21 protein-coding genes, 1 tRNA gene and 1 pseudogene are annotated in these 23338 nt (G+C 52.8%); 16 read left to right on the top strand and 7 right to left on the bottom strand.

What is annotated here, in order from left to right; translation table 11 throughout:
- Positions 1 to 57: 57 nt before the first annotated feature.
- From porX to ABD843_RS04735, 5 genes are all read left to right on the top strand, one after another.
- On the top strand, positions 58 to 1614 hold the full coding sequence (gene porX / locus ABD843_RS04755) for a T9SS response regulator signal transducer PorX (RefSeq protein WP_345079300.1): 1557 nt from the start codon (positions 58 to 60) through the stop codon (positions 1612 to 1614).
- Positions 1615 to 1899: 285 nt separating this feature from the next.
- Positions 1900 to 2769, top strand: a complete 870-nt coding sequence (locus ABD843_RS04750) for an SPFH domain-containing protein (RefSeq protein WP_345079297.1) — start codon at positions 1900 to 1902, stop codon at positions 2767 to 2769.
- Between the two features lie 80 nt (positions 2770 to 2849).
- Positions 2850 to 3035: a type II toxin-antitoxin system antitoxin gene (locus ABD843_RS04745; RefSeq protein ID WP_345079294.1), complete on the top strand. Its 186-nt coding sequence runs from the start codon at positions 2850 to 2852 to the stop codon at positions 3033 to 3035.
- 198 nt (positions 3036 to 3233) lie between these two features.
- A complete protein-coding gene (locus tag ABD843_RS04740) occupies positions 3234 to 3533 on the top strand; it encodes a hypothetical protein (protein ID WP_345079291.1) in 300 nt (99 codons plus the stop codon).
- Positions 3509 to 4210 carry an ATP-binding cassette domain-containing protein gene (locus tag ABD843_RS04735; RefSeq protein ID WP_345079288.1) on the top strand — a complete coding sequence of 234 codons (702 nt, stop codon included), beginning with the start codon at positions 3509 to 3511 and terminating at the stop codon, positions 4208 to 4210. Before ABD843_RS04740 ends, ABD843_RS04735 begins: the two co-directional genes overlap by 25 nt.
- Positions 4211 to 4235: 25 nt before the next feature.
- Here the strand turns inward: ABD843_RS04735 and ABD843_RS04730 are convergent, their stop codons facing one another.
- On the bottom strand, positions 4236 to 4427 hold the full coding sequence (locus ABD843_RS04730; protein WP_345079285.1) for a hypothetical protein: 192 nt from the start codon (positions 4425 to 4427) through the stop codon (positions 4236 to 4238).
- Between the two features lie 66 nt (positions 4428 to 4493).
- On the opposite strand from ABD843_RS04730, the gene ABD843_RS04725 reads away from it, so the two are divergent.
- The 4 genes from ABD843_RS04725 (at position 4494) to nusG (ending at position 6368) form a co-directional block, all read left to right on the top strand.
- Positions 4494 to 5234, top strand: coding sequence for an MlaE family ABC transporter permease (locus tag ABD843_RS04725; protein ID WP_345079282.1), 741 nt, complete (start codon positions 4494 to 4496; stop codon positions 5232 to 5234).
- A gap of 142 nt (positions 5235 to 5376) precedes the next feature.
- Positions 5377 to 5447, top strand: a tRNA-Trp gene (locus ABD843_RS04720).
- A gap of 130 nt (positions 5448 to 5577) precedes the next feature.
- Positions 5578 to 5775, top strand: coding sequence for a preprotein translocase subunit SecE (gene secE, locus ABD843_RS04715; RefSeq protein WP_345079279.1), 198 nt, complete (start codon positions 5578 to 5580; stop codon positions 5773 to 5775).
- Between the two features lie 11 nt (positions 5776 to 5786).
- Entirely contained in the window at positions 5787 to 6368 is a 582-nt protein-coding gene (gene nusG / locus ABD843_RS04710; protein ID WP_345079277.1) for a transcription termination/antitermination protein NusG, read from the top strand.
- 62 nt (positions 6369 to 6430) lie between these two features.
- Here nusG and ABD843_RS04705 read toward each other — a convergent pair whose 3' ends face one another.
- Together ABD843_RS04705 and ABD843_RS16445 are read right to left on the bottom strand one after the other, a co-directional pair.
- Positions 6431 to 6673, bottom strand: a complete 243-nt coding sequence (locus tag ABD843_RS04705; protein ID WP_345079275.1) for a BglII/BstYI family type II restriction endonuclease — start codon at positions 6671 to 6673, stop codon at positions 6431 to 6433.
- A 64-nt stretch (positions 6674 to 6737) separates the two neighbouring features.
- Positions 6738 to 7052 (bottom strand): annotated as a pseudogene (locus ABD843_RS16445) (BglII/BstYI family type II restriction endonuclease); the annotation flags it as partial.
- A 157-nt stretch (positions 7053 to 7209) separates the two neighbouring features.
- On the opposite strand from ABD843_RS16445, the gene ABD843_RS04695 reads away from it, so the two are divergent.
- From ABD843_RS04695 to ABD843_RS04685, 3 genes are read left to right on the top strand one after another with little or no spacing between them, the layout of a single operon-like run.
- Positions 7210 to 10194, top strand: coding sequence for a ligand-binding sensor domain-containing protein (locus ABD843_RS04695; protein ID WP_345079269.1), 2985 nt, complete (start codon positions 7210 to 7212; stop codon positions 10192 to 10194).
- 46 nt (positions 10195 to 10240) lie between these two features.
- Positions 10241 to 10873 carry a response regulator gene (locus ABD843_RS04690; protein ID WP_345079266.1) on the top strand — a complete coding sequence of 211 codons (633 nt, stop codon included), beginning with the start codon at positions 10241 to 10243 and terminating at the stop codon, positions 10871 to 10873.
- Between the two features lie 36 nt (positions 10874 to 10909).
- Positions 10910 to 11767 carry an FkbM family methyltransferase gene (locus ABD843_RS04685; protein WP_345079263.1) on the top strand — a complete coding sequence of 286 codons (858 nt, stop codon included), beginning with the start codon at positions 10910 to 10912 and terminating at the stop codon, positions 11765 to 11767.
- 3 nt (positions 11768 to 11770) lie between these two features.
- On the opposite strand, the gene ABD843_RS04680 is transcribed toward ABD843_RS04685, so the two are convergent.
- Together ABD843_RS04680 and ABD843_RS04675 are read right to left on the bottom strand one after the other, a co-directional pair.
- Positions 11771 to 12523: a GLPGLI family protein gene (locus tag ABD843_RS04680; protein ID WP_345079260.1), complete on the bottom strand. Its 753-nt coding sequence runs from the start codon at positions 12521 to 12523 to the stop codon at positions 11771 to 11773.
- A 7-nt stretch (positions 12524 to 12530) separates the two neighbouring features.
- Positions 12531 to 15341: an outer membrane beta-barrel protein gene (locus tag ABD843_RS04675; protein WP_345079257.1), complete on the bottom strand. Its 2811-nt coding sequence runs from the start codon at positions 15339 to 15341 to the stop codon at positions 12531 to 12533.
- Positions 15342 to 15543: 202 nt separating this feature from the next.
- On the opposite strand from ABD843_RS04675, the gene ABD843_RS04670 reads away from it, so the two are divergent.
- The 4 genes from ABD843_RS04670 to ABD843_RS04655 all read left to right on the top strand — a co-directional run bounded on the left by ABD843_RS04670 (position 15544) and on the right by ABD843_RS04655 (position 20746).
- Complete coding sequence (locus tag ABD843_RS04670; protein ID WP_345079254.1) at positions 15544 to 16242, top strand: sugar phosphate nucleotidyltransferase; 699 nt, start codon at positions 15544 to 15546, stop codon at positions 16240 to 16242.
- The gene (locus tag ABD843_RS04665) at positions 16239 to 17399 is read left to right on the top strand and encodes a glycosyltransferase (RefSeq protein ID WP_345079251.1); all 1161 of its coding nucleotides are present in this window, start codon (positions 16239 to 16241) and stop codon (positions 17397 to 17399) included. Before ABD843_RS04670 ends, ABD843_RS04665 begins: the two co-directional genes overlap by 4 nt.
- 31 nt (positions 17400 to 17430) lie before the next feature.
- Positions 17431 to 18714 (top strand): adenosylmethionine--8-amino-7-oxononanoate transaminase, encoded by a 1284-nt coding sequence (locus ABD843_RS04660; protein WP_345079248.1) that lies wholly within the window; start codon positions 17431 to 17433, stop codon positions 18712 to 18714.
- A gap of 61 nt (positions 18715 to 18775) precedes the next feature.
- A complete protein-coding gene (locus ABD843_RS04655; protein ID WP_345079245.1) occupies positions 18776 to 20746 on the top strand; it encodes a tetratricopeptide repeat-containing sensor histidine kinase in 1971 nt (656 codons plus the stop codon).
- Between the two features lie 6 nt (positions 20747 to 20752).
- Here ABD843_RS04655 and ABD843_RS04650 read toward each other — a convergent pair whose 3' ends face one another.
- Both ABD843_RS04650 and ABD843_RS04645 read right to left on the bottom strand, forming a co-directional pair.
- Positions 20753 to 21907, bottom strand: a complete 1155-nt coding sequence (locus tag ABD843_RS04650; RefSeq protein WP_345079242.1) for an alginate O-acetyltransferase AlgX-related protein — start codon at positions 21905 to 21907, stop codon at positions 20753 to 20755.
- 2 nt (positions 21908 to 21909) lie between these two features.
- Positions 21910 to 23334, bottom strand: a complete 1425-nt coding sequence (locus tag ABD843_RS04645; protein ID WP_345079239.1) for an MBOAT family O-acyltransferase — start codon at positions 23332 to 23334, stop codon at positions 21910 to 21912.
- Positions 23335 to 23338 lie beyond the last annotated feature (4 nt).

Here is a 23338-nt window from a genome sequence, read left to right as displayed (position 1 = left end):
ACTCGCCACGCATATTTGTAATAAATTTATCTCATCACACACTAAACTGCTAATAGCATGAACACACAGGCCGAGATCTTATGGGTAGACGATGAGATAGATTCGCTGCGGTCGCAGATACTTTTTCTGAAGAACAAAGGTTATGAGGTAACGGCCCTGAGCAATGGCTATGATGCACTGGAACTGCTGAAGGAGAAAGAGGTGGACGTAGTACTGCTGGACGAAAGCATGCCCGGCCTCACAGGGCTGGAGACACTGACCCGCATAAAGGAGATACGCCCCCTGCTGCCCGTGGTGATGATAACCAAGAACGAGGCCGAGAACATAATGGAGGATGCCCTGGGCGCACAGATAACAGATTACCTGATAAAGCCCGTGAATCCTAACCAGGTGCTACTGTCGCTGAAGAAGATAATGGATGGTAAACGCCTGATATCGGAAAAAACGACGATAGCCTACCAGCAGGATTTCCGCAACCTCTTTATGGCGCTGAGCAACAACCCCGACCACGAGGGATGGAAGGAGCTGTACAAGCGCCTGGTGTACTGGGAGCTGGAAATGGGCAAGAGCGACAGCGAGGAAATGATGGAAGTGCTGCAGACACAGAAGGCCGAAGCCAACAAGGATTTCTTCAAATACATATCGAAGAACTATGCCAACTGGATAAAGGATAGCAAGACGGCCCCGCTGCTATCGCACAACCTCTTTGCAGAGAAGATAGCACCTAATCTGCAGCAGGGCAAGCCCACCTTCCTGGTGGTGGTAGACAACCTGCGCTTCGACCACTGGAAGGCCATACAGCCCATTATATCAGACTCGTTCCGCGTAACGGAGGAAGACCTGTACTACAGCCTGCTACCCACGGCCACGCAGTATTGCCGCAATGCCATCTTTGCAGGTATGCTGCCCGCCGATATAGAGAAGTACTTTCCGCTGGAGTGGAAGAACGATGATGAGGAGGGAGGTAAGAACTTGTACGAAGAGAAATTTCTGCGCAACCAACTGAAGCACCTGAAGCTGGATGGCCTGAAGACACAGTACATAAAGATAACCAACAACGATGATGCGAAGGTGATGGAGGATAACATCCACAATTGCCTGAACAACGACCTGACCGTGGTGGTGTACAACTTCGTAGATATGCTGTCGCATGCGCGTACCGAGATGGAGGTGCTGAAAGAGCTGGCCGGCGATGAGGTATCGTACCGGTCGCTGGTGGTGAGCTGGTTCGAGCACTCACCGCTGTACCGTGCGCTGAAGAAGGTAGCCGAGAAGGGCATACAGGTGCTGCTGACCACAGACCATGGCAGTGTGCGTGTGAAGACCCCCAGCAAATGTGTGGGCGACCGTACCACTACTACCAACCTGCGCTATAAACACGGCCGCAACCTGCAGTTCGAGGACAGGGATGTGCTGGCCTTCCGCGATCCCAAGCTGGCCGGCCTGCCCAAGCCCAATGTGAGCAGCGCATTCATTTTTGCCAAGGAAGACATTTTCCTTTGTTACCCCAACAACTACAACCATTTTGTGAACTACTACCGCAATACGTTTCAGCATGGCGGCATATCGCTGGAGGAGATGATAGTGCCCGTGGTGCGTATGGAAAGCAAGTAGGAAGCTGATAGATATTTATAGTGCTGCGGTACACCTGATAGGTGTACCGCATTTTTTTGCGCCTATGTGTCACTCCGATCGCAGATCGGTTCTCTTTTGTGAGGCACGGGTCGGCCACGGCACTGGGCTACGCCCCAGACCCGCGCCAGTGTAACATTAGGCAGGTGTACCCCATTTTTTCCTACCCTGTGCCTGTTAAGATCTGTAAAAGTTCAGATATTATTTTGTGGTCTTACAAAATGATGTACTTTTGATATCAAATTGATATCAAACAATTTTCTGTCTATGGAAAAGAACATCAAACCCACCAATGGCTACCTGGCCTTATTCTTATCGTTAGTATGCTTGTCGGCAAGCGTATATTTCTTCGTTCAGACCGGTAGCGAGCAGGAGCCGATGTATGCCCTGCCGGGCACATTGCTGATGCTGCTCTGCTTCTTCATATGGAAGGGGTTGCTGATAGTGCAGCCCAATCACTCGCGGGTACTGTCGCTCTTTGGTAAATATGTGGGCTCTATAAAAGACAATGGCATGTTCTTCGTGAACCCCTTTTACACCAGCCTGAAGCTGTCGCTGCGTGTGCAGAACATGGCCACACCTACCCTGAAGGTGAATGACAAGATGGGTAACCCGGTAGAGATAGCAGCAGTAGTGGTATGGCAGGTGCAGGACACCTACAAGGCCGCATACGAGGTGGCCGACTACAATGCCTTTGTACGCATGCAGAGCGAATCGGCGGTGCGAGCCCTTACCATGCGCTTTGCCTACGACAGCATAGAAGACCAGCATGCCGATATAACCCTGCGCGAGGGTGGCGATAAGATAATGGACCTGCTGCGCGAAGAGCTGAACGACAGGCTGGCATCGGCAGGTATAATAGTGAACGAGGCACGCATAAGCCACCTGGCCTATGCGCAGGAGATAGCAGGCGCCATGCTGCAACGCCAGCAGGCATCGGCCATAGTAGCGGCAAGGTTCAAGATAGTAGAGGGCGCCGTGGGCATGGTAGAGCTGGCGCTGGAAAGCCTGAGCAAAAAAGATATAGTGCAACTGGACGAGGAGAAGAAAGCTGCCATGGTGAGCAACCTGATGGTGGTGCTATGTGGCGAGAAGGGCGCACAGCCGGTGCTGAATACGGGATCGCTGTACCAGTAACGATAGCGGCATGTACATTTGCATACCTATAGACCTTTTACCCCTTTAACTAATTGACCTTTTGACAAATCGACGAAACTGTGGCAGCAAAAAAAACATTCGTACTGAGGCTGGACGAGGACGTATACAAGTCCCTGGAGAAGTGGGCTGCCGATGAGTTTCGCAGTGTGAACGGGCAACTGGAATGGATAATAGATGCCGCCATGAAGAAGGCCGGAAGGAAGAAGGACGACAAGGACAAAAAGAAAGAACAAGATAAGGAATGAGGCCAAGGCTCCTGCACAACGCAGGGTCCTTGGTGTTTTTATATACCTGCATACGCAATATATGTGCATGAGGTGCGTTAATACTGTATACGAGCCACCAGTGCTGCCGGCCCCTGCCTTATCAGTTCCCTTACTATTTTTTCGCACACACTAAAACAGGCGCTACCGATCGCAGATATACTTTAAGGTTCTTGCTGCATGTATATTCCCAGGTTGCGTATAGCCCTGCTCTTCTACAGGTATCACTGTTTTGTTCCCACGCTGCTATGGCTGCCGGGCATATGGGTGTATTCCTTAGATGGCCTGCTGCTGCCACTGTTGCTGATGAAGGCGGCGGTGAACGGCCTGCTGTGGTATCTGATATCCACAACACGCCACGATAGGTTCTACTACTATTACAACCTGCATGTGTCGCGGCCGGTACTATTCCTTACATGGTTCTTTACAGACCTTTTATTATTCGGTATCTCGTTATGGGCAACAGCGCTTATGTGGTAGCATCGGACATATTGACGGCAGAGCATGTATGCCTGGCCATAGGTGGGCGCGAGCTGCTGGCCGATGCCACCATACGCATGGCGCGTGGCAGCATCACTGCGCTGCTGGGCCGCAACGGGGCAGGCAAGAGCCTGCTGCTGCAGTGCATATTTGGTACCCGGGCGGCCACAGAGTGCGATGTGCATGTGAATGGTGTGCTGCTGCGCAATGCATATACTATTCCGCGGTTGATGAACTACCTGCCGCAGCGGCCTTTTCTGCCACAGGATGTGCGGGTAGGTGCCCTGATGCGGCAGTATAGGGTGCCGCAAGAAAAGCTGCTGGCGGAGTACCCGGAACTGGAAGCTTATATCCATACGCCCATAAGGGAGCTGTCGCCGGGGTATGAGCGGCTGTTATCGGTGCTGCTGGTGCTGTATGCCGATAGCCGTTTCACAATGCTGGACGAACCGTTTGCACATATAGAACCGATGTATGCAGAGCGCCTGCTGGCATCGCTGCAGCGGCAGCGGTACAGGAAGGGCATTATCATCACCGATCACCGGTACGAGCCACTGCTGCAGGTGGCCGATACCATTTACCTGCTGAAGGAAGGACGCTCGGTATATATACGCGAGGTAGAAGACCTGGTGGTGCATGGGTATTTAGCAACACTCAACTCGCTCATTACCAGGTAAACTGTTTTATACTTCCGGACTTGTGTTATGCTTCGAATAGTTTCTTTGCTTCTGCCCAAGGTATAAGGCCGGCTGTATCATCTGCGATAAGTTGCAATTCTTCTTTGCCTAAATGTAGCTGCCATGAAGGAATATCCGAGATGCCTGAATTTTCTGTCAATGCTTGGTCGTTGTCAGCATTACTATTATCGGCTTCTGTTTTTTTTATTATCGGCATACAGATAAAGTTAAACAAAACCCTGCAATAGCCTTTCCAATGCTCTTTTCCCTACTTTTGTAGGCTATGAAGGTATTCCTGGGCCACCTGGGCAAAATAGTACTGATGGTAAAGGGCGGACTGCGCCGGCCCGAGAACGGACGGGTGTACTGGATAGAGTTCATGGCACAGTGCAATGACATAGGTATACGCTCACTGCCCATAGTGCTCATCATATCACTCTTCCTGGGTATGGTACTGACCATACAGACGTCTTACCAGCTCATAAGCCCCTGGATACCCAAAACTGTGATAGCCCAGATAGTGCGCGACTCTACCATACTGGAGCTGTCGCCCACGGTGATATGTATAGTGCTGGCAGGTGTGGTAGGCTCCAAGATAGCATCGGAGCTTGGCAATATGCGCGTGAGCGAGCAGATAGACGCCCTGGAGATAATGGGTATAAACACAAAGACCTATCTGGTGCTGCCCAAGATAATAGCGGCCATGATAATGGTGCCGGCCCTCATTACCATATCTATAGCGGTGAGCATATGGGGCGGCTATATAGCGGGTATGTTCTCGCAGATACTCACCAAAGAGCAGTTCGTGCAGGGCCTTACCATGGGTTTCCTGCCTTACAACCTTTTCTTTGCCATGATGAAGGCATTCGTGTTCGCGCTCATCATATCTATTATACCTTCTTATTACGGGTACTATGTAGAGGGCGGCGCGCTGGAGATAGGCCGTGCCTCTACCACATCGGTGGTAGTGAGCTGTATACTCATATTGTGCGCCGATTATGGCCTGTCGGTACTGCTGCTGTGATGCGGCAGGGCTGAAATTCGTATGACCCGGATATTTTGTCGTGCGAAACCGAAAAGTTTACTTATCTTTGCAACGAACTGCAAAAGTCAAAAGGCCTTCTTTTGACTTTTTGCTTTTATTCGGCCGGTGTAAAGGCCAAGATACGGGCATAGTTCAATGGTAGAATAGAGGTCTCCAAAACCTTTGATCGTGGTTCGAATCCGCGTGCCCGTGCTGAACAATGTTGACAGGTCAAATGGTCGATATGTTAAATGGTCAATACGTTAATAGGTAGCAACTACCTCTCAACTTTTTGACCTATTAACCTTTTAACCAATTGACCTTTTAACTCAAAAAGAAGAATATGAGCAAATTGGGCAATTATGTGCAGGAAGCATACGATGAGCTGCTGCATAAGGTGACCTGGCCATCGTGGGACGAGCTGCAGCAGACCACCCTTATAGTGCTGGCTGCGCTGGGCCTCGTAACAATGGTCATATTCGGTATGGACCTCGCATCAGAGAACGTACTGAAATTCCTTTATAAGATCTTAGGCAGTTAACAATGGAAGTTATGAATGAAACAGTAGCTATCCAGGACGCCAAACCGGCCCCTGATACCAAATGGTACGTTATACGCGTAGTGAGTGGCAAGGAGAAGAAGGTAAAAGAGTACCTGGATAAGGAAGTGAAGATAAACAACTGGGGCAACTCTGTGGTGCAGGTACTGTGCCCTGTAGAGAAGGTGTTCAAGGTGCTGAACGGCAAAAAAGTGCTGCGCGAAAAGACCCTCTTCCCCGGCTATATACTGCTGGAGGCCAATGACGGCAAACTGACCGACGACATCATACACACGGTGAAGAACGTGACCGGTGTGATACACTTCCTGGGCAAGGAGAATCCTACGGCCCTGCGCAAGAGCGAGGTGAACAAGATGTTCGGTAAGATGGACGAGGTGAGCGAGCAGGGTATAAGCTATGCAGAGCCATACATAGTGGGCGAGACCGTGAAGATAGTAGATGGTCCGTTCAACGACTTCAACGGTACTGTGGAAGAAGTGAACCAGGAGAAGAAGAAGCTGAAGGTAGTGGTAAAGATATTTGGCCGCGCCACACCGGTAGAGCTGAACTATATGCAGGTAGAGAAGATAGCATAAGCTATCGTATCAACAGATATAAGGAGACCGCACTCATTAGGGTGCGGTCTTTTGTTTTGTGGTCACAGCATTTCTATATCTCCTATCATTTTCCCCTCGCGGCGCGACTGACGTATGCGGAATGTGGCGGGTGGCTGCAGCCCTATGATGAGCATGGGTGTGGTAAGTATGCCGTTGAATGGCTTCAGGTAGTTCTGAAAGGTCTCGAAGGTGCCGATAGCGCCATCGAAACCGCCGGCATCGCGCATGGCATTGGTGGCGGTGATGATGACGCCTACCTTGGTCTGTATGGTGCTTGCGCACATGGTTCAGTTCGCTGGCCAGTACGGGCTTTATCATATTCCATGCTATAGAGCCGGCATGGTTGAAGGCGACCTCTACCGATATGGTTCCCTTCGCAAAATCGAGCCGCCAGCGGTTGTCCTGGTATTCGGCATCCTGGAAGATGGGCGATTCCAATGCCCAGCCATGTTCCCTGAAACGGTCTTTCAGCAAATGATTTATGGCCACCGATAGGCTTTTGGGTACGCGCAGCCCGGCCTGCCGGTAGCCGTTGTGCTGCTCTATAAGGTGGGTGTCGGTAATGCCCTGCACTATGGCCAGCAGCTCGGCAGTATCGGCCGCAAATTCGGGCTGCTGCAATATCACATCGGCATAGCGGAAGGAGTGGGTAGTGTATAGCATAGAGGCGAAGTATCTGTAAATATAGCAAGGTGCCGCACATTTATATTGCCTGCCACGCTTTACATTATCCCCCGCAAAAAGGCATTTGTAAGCCGGGAACTTGGAGTAACTTTAGGCATTAACGACCCCCCAAGGTCCTATACCCTACCAAGACCGAATGAGAGAGCATGCAAAAAAATATACCGGGCACTATGCTGTGCTGCACTATATGGCCATAGTATGCCTGTGTGTGCTGGGCAGCACGGCTGCCCATGCGCAGAAATACCATTTCCATAACCTGACGGTAGAAGATGGCCTGGTGCAGTCGCAGGCCACATGCCTGGCGCAGGATAAGACAGGCCACCTGTGGGTGGGCACCTTTGGCGGGCTGTCGCGGTATGACGGGCGCGGCTTTACCAACTATACCGTGAACGATGGCCTGCTGCACAATACCGTACGGGCTGTGGCCGCCGACAAGGCAGGCAATATATGGATAGGTGGCATAGAGGGCCTGTCGTGCTTCAACGGCAAGACCTTCAAACACTACCGCAAGCAGGTGCAGGTGACCCGCGACCTGAACAATACCCAGCAGATAATACCCCTGGGCGATACCACATGGTGGCGCGTGCAGGGCGATGTGTTCTGCGTGACAGGGGGCAGTATCAAGTATTTCCCTACACCGGGTGAGAGCGGAGTGGCATCGGCCATCATGGCCGACAGTAACGGGTTGTGGGTGGCAAAGAAGACCGCGGTATACCATTACCACAAGCGCTGCTGGGACACGCTCTACTTCCTGCTGGACTCTACAGAGGTGCCACCCATCATACACAAGATACTACGCCGCAATGACGGCAGCATATGGATGGCCGGTACCTATGGCATATACCAGGTGGCAGAGAGCTACATAGTGCCGCACACCATCAATAGCGAGCCGCTTACCTTCCTGCCCGGCATATCGTCGGCGGCAGAGGACAATAACGGATCGATATGGCTGGGTACGGGCAATGGCGCCATCAGCATCATAGGCAGCAGCATATTCTACTACAACAAGCGCAACGGCCTTACCGACAACAACATAAACGATGCGATAAAGGATGCCGAGGGCAATATATGGATGGCATCGGACGGGCAGGGTGTGTTCAGGTTCTCGGGTACGCAGTTCACCGGGCTGGATGAGGCCGCCGGGCTGCCCAGCGCACAGGTGATGGCGCTGGCCTACAATGGCGTGGACTCGCTCTTCATAGGCACTTACGATGCAGGTATACACATCTTCCAGAACGGCAAGGTGCGCGCACTGCCTTTCCCGTCGGCGCCTGTACCGGCCATCATGACGCTGTGCTACACGCCCGACCAGCGGCTGTGGATAGGTACCCGCGGCCGCGGCCTGTGGACCTATGACAATGGCTCCTTCAGGCAGTATGCCAAGCCCGAGCAGCCTTTCCCGTCCAACTACATAAACCGGCTGTACATAGACACCTTCAACCGCATGTGGATAGGCTTTACCAATGGTACCATGGTGCTGGAGGATGGCATGTTCAAAATGGCGGATACGAACACCAGCCCTGTGTACTCCTTCCTTACCATAGGCTACGACAGTACACTCATAGCCACAGAGGGTGGGCTGCGGCTGTTCCATGCAGGCGAGGCAACGCCCTTCCGCACCGGTACGGTCATAGACAACTCTGCCATACAGTGCTTCATAATGCGGGGCAGGGAACTGTGGCTGGGCAGCAGCGATAATGGCCTGATACGCTACGACCTGGGTGCCGGCAAGGCACAACTGATAAACAAGAGCCAGGGCATGCGGTCGGACTTCATCTACAACATAGTGACCGATGAGGAGAACAATGTATGGGTAGGCACGGGCTTTGGCATACACAAGGTGCAGATAAAAGCCAATGGCGAGCCGCTGGTGACCTTCTACGGCAAGGCACAGGGCATATCGGGCATGGAGAGCAATATCAACTCGGTGCTGAAGATGCCGGATGGCAGCATATGGTTCGGTACTACGAACGGCGCACTGCATTATACCCCCAATACACCTGCCGTGAGCGCATCTCCGGCATACATCATACTGCAGTCGGTGAAGATAGCGGGGGAGAACGTGATAGACCCCAGGTGGTACGACAGCAGCGACAACTGGTACAGCATACCTTATGGCCTCAGCCTGCCATATAAGAAGAACAATATAGCGTTCACCTTCCAGGCGGTGACACTGAGCGGGGCGCAGCAGGCACTGTACCGCTACCGCATGGAGGGGCTGGATGCTCCGTGGTCGGACTGGTCGACGAACAACTCGGTGACGTACTCGGCACTGCCGCCGGGCAAGTATACCTTCCGGGTGCAGTGCCGCAGCAATGCAGGTGCAGGCACGCCAGACCTTGTTTACCATTTCGAGATCATAACCCCCTTCCAGCAGACAACATGGTTCCGCCTGTCGGTGATACTGGCCTGTATACTGGCAGGTATACTGCTGCAGTACTCTTACAACCGCCGCAAGCAGGAACGCCTGCGGCTGCTGGCCAAGCTGCGTGCAGAGGAACAGGGCAAAGTGAGGACACGCACCGCAGAGGATTTTCATGACGAGATAGGCAACAAGCTGACCCGCATAAATGTGCTGACCAATGTGCTGAAGAGCAAGGTGGAGCTATCGCCGGAGACAAGCCGCATACTGGGGCAGATACAGGACAACACATCGCAATTGTATAGCGGCACGCGCGATATACTGTGGTCGCTGAAACCATCGAACGATGTGCTGTACGAGATACTGCACCGCATACGCGACCTGGGCACAGAGCTTTTCCAGGATACGGATATACAGTTCTCCTTTACCGGTACGGACGAGAAGTGGAACAACTACCGGCTGGATATGGAGATGAGCCGAAACCTGACGATGATATTCAAGGAGGCGCTGAACAACTGCCTGAAGTATGCCGACGCCAAAAATGTGAGCATGGATGTGCACTGGAAACAGCGCAATGTGCTGCAGATAGTACTAAGGGACGATGGCAAGGGCTTTGACACACAGATAGCCTACAAGGGCAACGGCCTCACCAATATGCACAACCGCGCCGAGCGGCTGAAAGGCAAGCTGTACATAGACTCCAAGCCGGGCAAGGGCACCATCATCAGCCTTACCTTCAAAATACCCCCTAACAGGTGATGCACTCAAAGGGGCTATTCGCGAACTTTACATAAATAGCAGACGTATGAAACGTGACCTGGATATACATGTGGCCATCATAGAGGACGATGAGACCATTCGCGAAGGATATGCCTTCCTGATAGGGAATACGAAAGGCTATAAGATAGCCGGTACCTACCCGTCTTACGAGGATGCGGCCAAAAAGATAGTGACGGATAACCCCGATGTGATACTGCTGGATGTAGAGCTGCCTGGGTTATCGGGTATAGAGGCGCTGCCAAAGCTGAAAAAGCTGCTGCCAGAGACCCATGTACTGATACTGACCGTGTACGAGCAGGAGATGCTCATATTCCGCGCGCTGGGTAATGGCGCGGCGGGCTACCTTACCAAGAACACACCACCCGAGAAGATAGTGGCCGCCATACACGAAGTGATGGAGGGCGGCGGCCCCATGAGTGCCCACATAGCGCGTATGGTCATCTCTTCTTTCAAGCGGAACGAGGCCACACCCCTTACCCGCCGCGAGACCGAGATACTGGAACAGATAGCCACCGGGAAGAGCCGCAAGCGCATAGCCGAGGAACTGTTCATAGACCTGGAAACGGTGAAGTCGCATATAAAGAACATATACCACAAGCTGGACGTACACTCTAAGGCCGATGCCATAAAAGCGGCCAGGGATAATAAGTTCATCTGATGCGCCATATACGCGCCTACTGTGTATTTTTACGGTATGCCTATGCCGTATGAGCGCGAGTTGCAAAAACTGATGCGGGCCAAAAAGATATTGTCGCTGCTGCCGCGGCGACTACGGCCACGCGCGGCCATGCTGCTGTATGACTATAAGCGGCCCGACCTGGCAGGCATAGATATAACAGTACCCCTGCAGCATATGGACCTGCAATGCCGCATCAATACCAAAGACCTGATAGGATGGGAGCTGTTCTTCTTCGGGGCATATGAGCCCACTACCGATCATGTGCTGATACAGCATGTAAAGACGGGTGATGTAGTGCTAGAAGCAGGCTGCCATGTAGGTACAGAAACGCTGCTGCTGGCAAAGCTGGTGGGCGATGAGGGGCATGTATACGGTTTTGAACCACACCCGCACTCTTACAGCATGCTGTGCGATAACATAGCACTGAATGGCCTGGCGAATGTAACGGCCCATAATGCAGCAGTAGGTGAGGCAAGTGGAGATGTGAGGTTCAATATTTTTCCGCAGGGGCATCACAACCCGGGGCGATCGGGGCGGAGCGTAATAACGGACGAGACCCGGGAGATAGTAGTGCAGCAGTACACTATAGATGCCTTTGTAGCAGAGAACGGTATAAAGAGGGTAGACCTTCTGAAGATGGATATACAGGGCAGTGAGCCCGATGCGCTAAAGGGCGCTGCAGCGACCATAGCCACACACAGACCCATGATATATACCGAGGCCATACAGAAGTATGCCGATACAGGCGCACTGTATGAGGCCATAACAGCATATGGCTATACCATATACCTGGCGCGTGATAAGGCGCTGATGCCTATAAGGTCGGCGGCGGAGGTGCAGAACGGCAACTGGCTGTGCCGCTACGAAAGATAGCCGTTAAAGCACTACCCACCACACATTGCGGTTGGCCATGCTGCCCCATTTCTTGAAGCTGTCGTAGATGGTGTCGTGCAGTTGTTGCTCGTTCACCTTTTTGCCTTTCTCCTGTATGGTGAAGTCCTCTGTCTTGGGCGGTATGAGCTCTACCTTGTTGGCGACCCATGTAGTGTGCAGGCGCGGTATGGCCAGCTCCATTATCATACCCGGCAGGCCGCCGAACATCTCGGGACCGCCGCTTACGGGTATATCCTCGGTATAGAAGGCCACCACATATACGGTATCGCATATGCGGCCAACGGCCTTGTGGCACTTATAGCCTGCAATAGTGCGTACCTCGTCGCGCTCTTTCCAGTCCATCACGCGTATCGTATCTTCTACAAAGAACTTCTGGTCGAAGACGTTCTTATTGGCGCGTACCAGGTTCTTTGAGAATTCGGTGAGGACAATATTATCTGTAGCAGGCCCGCCGCCGAACATCTTGAAGGGATTATTGTCGGGCAATTCCCTGCCGGGCTTGTAAAGCGTGTGTCCGGCATCGAACAGCATATCGAAATAGCTGCTGTTGAACTTGGGCATCTGTGCCTTCAGCTTCTCCACCCACGAGTTGTTGCCCATTTGTTCCATTTCCTCCATCTGGGCATGCATGTTCACCTTGCGCTCATACTCTATGCGGCCCTTATAGGTATGCTGCGCACCGGCGGAAACGGCCAGCGCCAGCAGTGTGTATATAAAAAGCAGTGTCTTCTTCATGGTGCAGTTATTTTATTATCATGGTGCCGCCATCCTGTGCGGGCGGTGCGCCAACGGGTGTGTGGGTGAAATTCCATATGAGGCTGAGCATGCCATAGCGGCGAATGGTGTTGTAGCTGTTCTGTGTCACCATATTGCCCTGACCTATGCGACTGAAGCCGAGGTTCTGGTTCAGTATGTCGTAGACAGATGCGCGCAGCTCCAGCTGGCTCTTCTTCAGGAACTTCTTGGTGACGTAGGCGTTCCACTTTATCACATTGTTATTGGTAGTGAATATGGGCGTCTTCTGGCGAAACATCATGTCTACCGAGCTGCCTATCTCTATCTTTTTCGGTAGCTGTACAGAGCCGCTCAGTTCGTTGGTAAAGATGTAGTAGGTAACATCTACAGGGTTGTTGGTAGAGGTGTTGACGTTGTAGGCTATCTGCGGCTCCCAGCGTATATCGAACTTGTTGTCCTTGGTATAGCTCACATATGGCGCCAGCGATATGCTGTTGGTATTGCTGCTGTTCTGCTGGCGGTTTATGATGTTATTGATGTGGTAGGTAGAGCCATTGAGGCGGCCACCTATAGAGAGGTCGGTCTTGGGCACCTTGAAACCATAACCTATAAATGCGTAGCCAGAGTAGTTGCCATCTACATTTATGTAGCGGGTCTTGTTGATACCGCTATCATTGCTCTGCTCTGTACTGATGGCATTGGACGTAGTGCTGAACGAGGCACTGGCCCACAGGAAGCGGCTCTGCAATATCTTGTAATCATTGAAGCGCATGTTGAACTCGTTGACGAACTCCTGCCGCAGGTCGGGGTTGCCTATGGTAATGTTCAGCGGGTCGGTATTCTGCAGGAAGGGCTGCATCTGGGTGATGGTAGGCTGCTTGGTATTGCCCCTGTAGTTGAAGTTGAAAGAGGTCTGCTTGCCGAACCTGTAAGTGAAATTCGCACGCGGGAAGAGATTGGTGAAGTGATAGGTGGTAGTATTGTTGGTGTTCGTCCTGTCGGTCTGTACATAGTCGGCCCTGGAGACATCACTGCCAAAGGAGAAGTTGTATGTCTTGTACATGAACTTGAAGCTGAGACCACCTGCATTGGAGAGGATATTGTAGGTGAAGTCGTTGCTGAAGGTGGTATTGGGCACATCGCTGTACTGGCCGGTGGCTAGGGTATCGAACGAGAGGTTGCGGGCGGTGCTGTTGTTCACAGTGATACCATAGTTCACCTCGGTGAACACGGTCTTCGATAATGGCTCGGTATAGGTGGCCTTGCCCGAGAATGCGAGGGAGCTGGAATAGTTGTCCTTCCTCTGGCGGGTAACAAGATCGGGGGTGAGGGCGAAGGTGTCGGATATGACAGAGAAGAGGGTGCCGGTATTGGTGTTCTCGCTGTAGTTCTCCTTTGCATCTATGGCCAGTGTCCTGCCTTTCTTGGGAAAACGGTGGCGCAGTATGAGGTCGGTATTGATGAACTGCGCATTGCCGTCGCCGGTTATCTGCCGCAGGTTGTTCAGGTTGGCGCCGGGGGCATCCTTTATCTTGAAGTAGTTGTCCGTGCTGTATTCCGAGCGGGTCTCGGTGGCCTTTACGCCTGCATTGGAGGTGATCTTTACCGATGTGGCGGTATCTATCTTCCATTCATACATCACATCGAAGCCGTGCCTGTCGCTGCTGCTGGATTGTTCTTTGTGTGTTTCGGTAACGCGTATGGAGTCGTTGGGCATAGAGTATTGCACATCGGTATTGCCATCTATGTTCACCTTCTGTTTGCCATAGCGGTAGTTGGCAGACAGGTGATGCTCGCCACTATTCCACTTATTGGCATAGTGGGTTCCGCCTGTCCATGTCTGTGGCAGGCCCTCGCCATTGTAGCGGCCGTCCCAGCCCGAGAACTCATCGGGTGTGAAGCGGTTTATGAAATCTCCATCCTCGGTTATCTCGGTGGTGCCGCTGCCGTTGCCGAACTTGTCGCTGTCTTCCCAGCCAAGGCCGGCCTTATCGGTATTGGATGCTATGCCGAAGACCGAGAACTGCCGCTTGGCCTTGAACGCATTGGCCATGGCCTGCTCCTGGAAGTAGCCATCGGTACCGGCGCCGGCCTCCAGCTTGCCGAAGTATCCTTTCTTCTTGTCCTCCTTCAGCTCCAGGTTTATGGTGCGTGTTTTTTCGCCATCATCTATACCGGTAAAGTCGGCCTGGTCGCTCTTTTTGTCGTATACCTGTACCTTCTTCACGGCATCGGCCTGCAGGCCGCGGGTCACCACCTTTGGGTCGTCAGAGAAGAACTCCTCGCCATCTACCAGCACCTTCTGCACGGCCTCGCCCTGTGCCACTATCTGCCCGTTCTTGTCTACCTGTATACCGGGTAGCCTTTTCAGCAGGTCCTCTACCGTAGCGCCCTCCTTTACCTTGAAGCTATCGGCCATATACTCGGTGGTATCGCCTTTTATCTTTATAGCGGCCACCTGCTGTGTAAGGACGAATTCCTTCAGCAGGTATTCGCGTGATATCATGGGCAGGTCGCCGAGGTCGGTGGTGCTCTTTTTCACGTCCACCTCGTCTATATGCTCGGCAAAGCCGGGAAAGGCTATGCGCAGGAAGTATTTGCCCTGCTGCTTTACCCTTACCTCGAAGCGACCATCGTTGCCGGTGCGGCCATGGGCAGCTATGACAGAGTCGGCAGTGCGGATGAGCACTACCGATGCCATGGAGAGCTTATTGTTGTTGAGCGTATCGGTAACAGAGCCTTTTATGATATATGACTGGGCAGCACTGGGCAGTACACAGCATACCACAAGGAAAAGCAGGATGGAGAGGTGCTTCATATAGGCGTACGGGAGCTTTTAAGGGAATTCTAATGTAAAAGAACAAAACTCTTGTGCATCAACAGTGTACGGCACGACCGTATAGAAGAGCGCAGAACGGATTTAACATAGTTTTATAGATAAACATCCCCCTATATGGGTGGGGCGCAGGTTTTGTCCTACATATCACGGGCGGGCTTACATTTGTAGCAGTTTCAGAAAAATGGAAGTGATCATACTTGCCGGCGGGCTGGGCACCAGGCTGCAGGGCGTAATAGGACAATATCCCAAATGCATGGCGGCAGTGAACGGCAGGCCCTTTCTGGCCTACCTGTTCGACTACCTGGGCACGCAGGGTTGTACTCGCGTTATACTGTCGCTGGGCTACAAGCACGAGGTGATACTGGAGTGGCTGGCACAGCAAACGCCGCCCTTCGTGGTAGACCATGTGGTGGAGCAGGAGCCTATGGGCACCGGCGGTGGCATACAACTGGCAATAAAAGATGCCGTGAGCGACCATGTGATAGTACTGAACGGCGATACCATGTTCATGGCCGACCTGCGCGCGCAGATGGAATACCACCGCTCTATGCATGCCGGCACCACCCTGGGGCTGAAGAAGATGTATGCCTTTGACAGGTATGGCATAGTAGTGACCAACGATCATGGCCGCATCACATCGTTCGAGGAGAAACAGTACCGCGAAGAAGGAATGATAAACGCAGGTGTGTATATAGTAGATACCCGCCACTACCTGGGCAAACAACTGCCCGCGAAACACTCCTTTGAGAAAGCCTACCTGGAGCGGTATACGATGGAAGGAAGATTTTACGGCTTTGAAAGTGAAGCCTATTTCATAGACATAGGCATACCTGTAGACTACGAAAAAGCACAGCAGGACCTTAAGATCATATTCTCATGAAGATAGCCATACTGGGCACGGCGCACCCGCTGAGAGGCGGACTGGCGGCCTTCAACGAGCGGCTTGCCTACCAGTTGCAGCAGCAGGGCCATACGGTGACCATATGGTCTTTCTCGCTGCAGTACCCGGGCTTCCTGTTCCCCGGCAAGACACAGTATACCGATGAGCCTGCGCCCGAGGGACTGGATATACGCACTGCTGTGAACTCTGTGAATCCGCTGAACTGGCTGAACACAGGCAGCAGCATGAACAAAGAACGCTACGACCTGGTAATAGTAAAGTACTGGCTGCCCTTTATGGGGCCTGCCTTTGGCACTATACTGCGCAGGGCCAAAAAGAATGGCAACACCAAAGTGCTGTGCATAGTGGACAATATAATACCCCACGAGCAGCGGCCGGGCGATAAGCAATTCACGCAGTACTTCATAGGCGCGGTAGATGCCTTTGTGACCATGAGCAAAGATGTGCTGAAGGATGTAAGGACATTCACCGACAAGCCTGCCGCCTTCTCGCCCCACCCTATATACGACAGCTACAACGAGGTCGTAAGCAAGGACGAGGCATGTGCCAAATTGGGGCTGGACCCGGCGAAACGGTATATGCTTTTCTTCGGCTTCATACGCGAATACAAAGGGCTGGACCTGCTTCTGCAGGCCATGGCGGACACGCGTATGCAGCAGGCAGGTATAGAGCTGATAGCGGCAGGCGAATACTACAACAAGGATGTAGAGGCCCTTAACAATGAGCTGATAGCAAAACATAATTTACAAAGCAGAGTACACCTGCGAACGGACTTCATACCCAATAGCGAGGTGCGCTACTACTTCAGCGCGGCCGACCTGGTGGTGCAGCCCTACAAACATGCCACGCAGAGCGGTATCACACAGATAGCTTTCCACTTTGAGAAGCCGATGGTAGTGACCAATGTGGGCGGGCTGGCAGAGGTAGTGCCTGATGGCAAGGTAGGCTATGTGGCAGAGCCGAACCCAACAGCCATAGCCGATGCGGTACTGAAATTCTTTGAGGGTGGCGCTATACCCGACCTGCAAGAGAACATACTGGCAGAGAAGAGAAAATATAGCTGGGACACCTTTACTGAGGTGATGATGAAGAGCCTCTCCCCGGCCCTCTCCCGAGGAGAGGGAGGTGGTAAGTGACCGGCATAATGGAAATATAGACGTACAGAACATGAACATATCGCAGCGCGACAGCAAGATAATGTGGCACCCCTATACGCCCATGAAGGCATGGCCCGAGGCCATAGCTATGGTAAGGGGTGAGGGTGTGTACCTGGTAGATGAGCAGGGCAACAGGTATGTAGATGCCATATCATCGTGGTGGGTATGCCTGCATGGGCATGGCAATAAGTATATAGCGCAGAAGGTGGCAGAGCAGATGACCACCATGGAGCATTGTATGTTCGCGGGCTTTACGCACGAGCCCGCTGTGCGGCTGGGCGAAAGGCTGCTGCACATACTGCCCGACATGAGCAGGATATTCTATTCGGACAACGGATCGACGGCGGTGGAAGTGGCCATGAAAATGGCCATACAATACTGGCGCAACAAGGGTATGCCGCGCAAGCGTATAGTGGCCATAGAGGGCGCCTATCACGGCGATACCTTTGGCGCAATGGCGGTGAGTGGCAGGAGCGTTTTCACCGAGGCATTTACAGAGCTGCTGTTCGATGTGACCTTCATACCCTTCCCCGAAAGAGGCAATGAGGCAGCGAGCATCAGTGCGCTGGATGCCGTGCTGGCCGCGGGCGATGTGGCGGCCTTCATAGCAGAGCCGCTGGTGCAGGGGTCGGCCGGTATGCGCATGTACGATGCCGCTACGCTGGAGCGCTACTTTGCCTTGTGCAAGCGATATGGCGCGCTCATCATAGATGACGAGGTGATGACAGGCTTTGGCAGAACAGGCACCCTCTTTGCCTGCGACCAGGTGAGTACACGGCCCGACATCATATGCCTGTCCAAGGGCATTACCGGTGGTGTGATGCCATTGGGTGTGACGGCTACTACGGCAGAGGTGTTCGATGCATTCTACGACGATGACCGCAGCCGCATGCTGTATCACGGGCATTCCTTTACCGCCAATGCTACCGCATGTGCAGCCTCGCTGGCCAGTATGGACCTGCTGCTGCATGAGGACTGTACCACTGCGCGCAGGATGATAGTGGAGGCACATGCTGCATTTGCGGTCACGCTGGCAGGCCACGGTATGATAGCCGATATAAGACAGGCAGGCACCATACTGGCCATAGAACTGCGTGCCGATACTACCACCTACCACAGCGCACTGCGCGATGCCATCTACCGTTTCTTCATAGGCAAGAAGATGATACTAAGGCCATTAGGAAATGTGGTCTACATCCTTCCCCCATACTGCATAACGAAAGAAGAGCTGGCACATGTATATACATGTATACAAGAGCTACTGACGGCGCTTGAAAATGGAATGTTATTATAGTGAATAACATTTGGTTATTGGTGCGGTGGTAGTTAATTTGTAGAACAACACACATTAGCGCATGAAAAGACCTGTGCTTGCCTTGCTATATATACTGGTGTCCGTAGTGTGCTATGGACAGGTAGACAAACTCGACTTTGAGCGGCGGCTGAATGCAGCGAAGAACGATTCGGCGCGAGCTGAGGTATACCGAGATGCGCTGAGACATTATGCCCGCCACAATATAGACTCGCTGAAATATTATTCGGACAAGGGGATCGCCTACTTCAGGCAGCGCAACTACCGGTTGGGCGAGGCGCACATCATAGACCAGCTATCGATAATAGACCAGAACCAGGGGCGAATGGATATAGCCCGGCAGCGTACCCAATATGCACTAAGCATATACAGAGACCTGAACTATAAGCCGGGCATAGCCACCACTATAGGCAACCTGGGCGCGCTGGAGGCCGGTGTGGGTAATTATGAGAACGCCATAAAGTACCTCATAGAATCGCTGAAGCTAGAGGAAACACTGGGCAATACCGATGTGGCGCTCACCGGCTATATGAACATAGCCACCATATACATGCAGACGGGCGATACGGCGAACTCTGGCAAGTACCTGAAGATAGCATCGGATATGGCCGGCAAGATGCCATTGTCTGACAAGATACTGGGGCTGTACAATATGATAGGTGTGCAGTATGCCATGACGGGGCAGAATGAAAAGGCCATAGAGTGCTTTCTGCGCAACCTGGAGCTGAGCGACCACCCGAGCTTCATAACGGCGCATGTGGAATCGCTGACGTACATAGGCCAGTACTACCTGGAGAACGGCCAGCCCGATAAAGCACTGAGCTACCTGAAAGAGGCGCTGGCAATGGCACGCAAGAACAACATACCCGAACTGGCCGCCAATACGCTGCAGGAGATGGCCGTGATAATAAAGGAGAACGACCCGGCCACGGCGGCCGGACTGCTGAACGAGGCCCTGGCGATAGCCCTGCAAATGGGCAACAAGACCTTTATGGCAACGGTATACGAGCACCAGGTAGATGTGTACAAACGCCTGGGCAAGTATAAAGAGGCGCTGGAGGCATCGCAAATGAGGACACAGGTGACCGACAGCCTTTTTGCTACCAATAAGACCTCGGAGATAAACGGCCTGCTGGCCACATATGAGCTGGAACGCTCTAACAGCAAGGTAAAGGACCTGGAAGTGAAGCACATGAAGCGTACCGCCCAGCGCAATCTGTACCTGGGCATACTGCTGGGGGTAGGTGTGCTCTTCATCATACTGTTCATATTCACCAGGCGGTCGGTGATGCTGAACCGGAAGTTGCGGGCACAGGAGGCAGCGCTGCAGCAACTGAACGGCATGAAGGACAAGCTGTTCTCTATAATAGCGCACGACCTGCGCGGCCCAGTGGCTCGCATACCTGTGATACTGGACATATACGAAGACCCCGAGACGCCCGATGATGAGAAACAGTTCCTGCTGGACAATATGCGCGCTCATACCAAGGAGCTGATAGAGATGCTGGAAAAACTGCTGCTGTGGGGGCAGTCGCTGGTGAAGGGCATCATGCTGCAGAAAGAGACCGTGAACGTGAGCACTTATGTGATGCAGGACCTGGCGCTGAAAAAGCTGGCGCTGGAAGAAAAAGACATAGCCATTGTCAATAAAGTAGCCGGAGACCTGAATGTACAGGCCGATGCCACGCACTTCGACTTCATAGTGCGCAACCTTATCACCAATGCAGTGAAATACACGCACGATGGTGGCAAGGTAGAGATAGCTGCCGATACCCATATAAGACCGGGCTATGTGGTACTGTCGGTAAAGGATAATGGTACAGGCATAACGCCCGATATGCTGACGCGCATCTTCACGCCGGTGAACAGTACACCCGGCACCAACAATGAGAAGGGCACCGGTATAGGCCTGATGCTTTGCAACGAATTCGCCATACTGAATGGCGGTGAGATGTGGGTAGAGAGTACAGAGGGCAAGGGCGCTACCTTTTTCCTGGCGCTGCGGCAGGCATAGTGCCAACTATTGGTTGCCGTAGAAATGCGTGTACATCATTTCTATGAATGAATGCTGGTCCCAGAAGGTCTTCAGGTTGATGGTGCCATACATGGCCACTACCACATCGGCCTGCTGTAGCGATGTTTTCCAGTCGTAGGTGTCCATAGGGTAGGGCTTGTCGCCGCTCTTTGCCGTCCATACTTCGCTGTTGTAGTACCAGAACTCCCATCCCTCGCTTACCGAGCGCATATATTTGTTGTCGGCCATCGTCCACAGGAAGCTGTCGCCTATGAATATCATCTTTGGCCGCGTAGTGCGCGGGTTGCTGTACATAAAGTCATATTCGGGATAGCAGAGCGTTTCGCGCGGTGGTCTGCTCAGCAGGTTCAGGCCGCGCGCTATGTCATCATCAGTATATCGCGGCACATCAGAGTATCTCATTTCCTGTATGTACAGCGAAGGCAGCAGGATATTTTGCCTGAGCTCTATGTAGCGCGAAAGACTATCGGCCACCAGCAGCGAGCCATATAAAGACCAGTGTGTACCCGTGAGCGAGAACAGTTTGTCTTTGCCATCTTTGCCACGTTGCGAAGCGAACCATGCATTGGCATCGATGTGCTGTATACCCAGCGAGTCGCAGAGCGCAATATGCTTGCCATAGGTAGTAGCGGTACGATACCTGCGGTTGCGTATACCGCGCGGGAACTTATCGGGATAGTAGTAGGCCTTTGATGCGGCCTCTACGAAGACGAAGGTCTTACCGAGTTGCTCCAGCGTATCTTGCACACGCCTCAGGCGTATGAGCTGGCGGCGTATGATGCTGTCTTTCTGGTATTCCAGCCCGGTATATTCATCTATATAACCCTGCTCGTACAGGCAGCCATCTCGGCCCATCACCACATTGTTGGCATGCAGCCTGCGGAAGAGCCTGTTGTCTATCTCGTTGTTCAGCCGTACTAGGTCGGGCCGGAAGCCCATGTTGTCGTTGAGATACTTATTTTTGGCATCCTGGTATTCGCCATTCCACCATGCGCGCATGCTCCATTGCGCATCGGGCGCTATGGTAACGGCGCCATCCAGCGGGCGGCTCTTGTAGAGCCCAAGGCCATGCTGCGCCATAGGTGCAAAGACCAGCACTGCCAGCACACCGAACAACCATATCTTATACCTGCCTGCCATACCTAGAACCTGAAATAGATGAAGGGGTTAAAGTTGCCTGCCGTTATACGCGCGGCACATACCATCAGCAACAGTGCGGTGATGGTGGTCATCAGCATATGGCGGCCGGGGGTATATGCATCGTAAAATACCTTTTGCTGGCACCACCTGCCCGCGCGGGTAAGGGTGATGAAGGAGAAAAAGGCGGCTATGCACATGATGGGCCAGAAGTCGCCATCGAAGAACCAGAGGCTGTTGTATGGCCGCCAGATGAACATGCGCGAGAGGTACTGCGCCGAGGGCCGCACATACTCTATACGAAAAAGCACCCAGCCTGCCACCACCACTATGAAAGTATAGAGCACAGAGAGCTTGCCCAGCCGCGCCAGCCAGCGCCCCAGGAAGAGCCGCTCTACCACCAGGAAAAAACCATGATACATGCCCCACAGCAGGAAGGCCCATGCAGCCCCATGCCACAGGCCGGAGGCCACGAATACCAGCCACAGGTTGAAGTAGACACGCCATTTGCCTGCACGGTTGCCACCGAGGGGTATATAGAGATAGTTGCGCATCCATGCGCCGAGGGTGATGTGCCAGCGCCGCCAGAAGTCTGTGATGGAGGTGGCGGTATAGGGGTCGTTGAAATTCTCGGGCAGGCGGAAGCCCATCATCTGCCCAAGGCCAAGGGCCATATCGGAGTAGCCGGAGAAATCGAAGTATATCTGGAAGGTATAGGCCAGCGCGCCCGCCCATGCGGTAATGGAATCGAGCCGGGCATAGCTGTTGATGGACAGTATATCGTCTACCACAGCGCCCAGCACATTGGCTATGAGCACTTTTTTTGACAGGCCCAGCACAAAACGGTAAAAGCCGCGTAGGCGGTTGTCCATATGGTCGTGACCGATATGGCCATGTACCTGCGATGCGAACTCGTGAAAGCGAATGATGGGACCGGCTATGAGCTTGGGGAAAAAGATGATATAGAGCAGGTAATCGCCGAACTTAGTAAGTGGCTTATGCGTACCGCGATACACATCCACCACATAGGTAATGGTCTCGAAGGTATAGAAAGAAATGCCCACGGGCAGGGCTATCTGCAGCCATTTTACAGTACCTATACCCATTGCCGCCAGCACATGATTCAGGTTGTCGACAAAGAAATTGGAGTATTTGAAGTAGAAGAGCAGGCCCACATTCAGCAGTACTGATGCTGCCAGTAGTGCCCTGCGCGTGGACCGTGCCCGGGTATTGCCCATTTGCCGCACCACATAGAAGTCTGCCAGTGTAGTACCCAGTATCACGAACAGGAAACGCGGAGCGCTCCACGAATAGAAAAGCATGCTGCCTGCCAGTATCACCGCGTTCTTGTACCGTGCCGGGGCCAGGTAGTAGAGCAGGAAGAACAGTGGCAGGAAATAGAATAGAAAAGCAATGCTGCTGAATACCATATCC

The organism is Nemorincola caseinilytica, assembly GCF_039540515.1.
GTDB lineage: Bacteria > Bacteroidota > Bacteroidia > Chitinophagales > Chitinophagaceae > Nemorincola > Nemorincola caseinilytica.
Note: the sequence above shows the minus strand (reverse complement) of the source record. Positions and strands in the feature narration are given on the sequence as shown.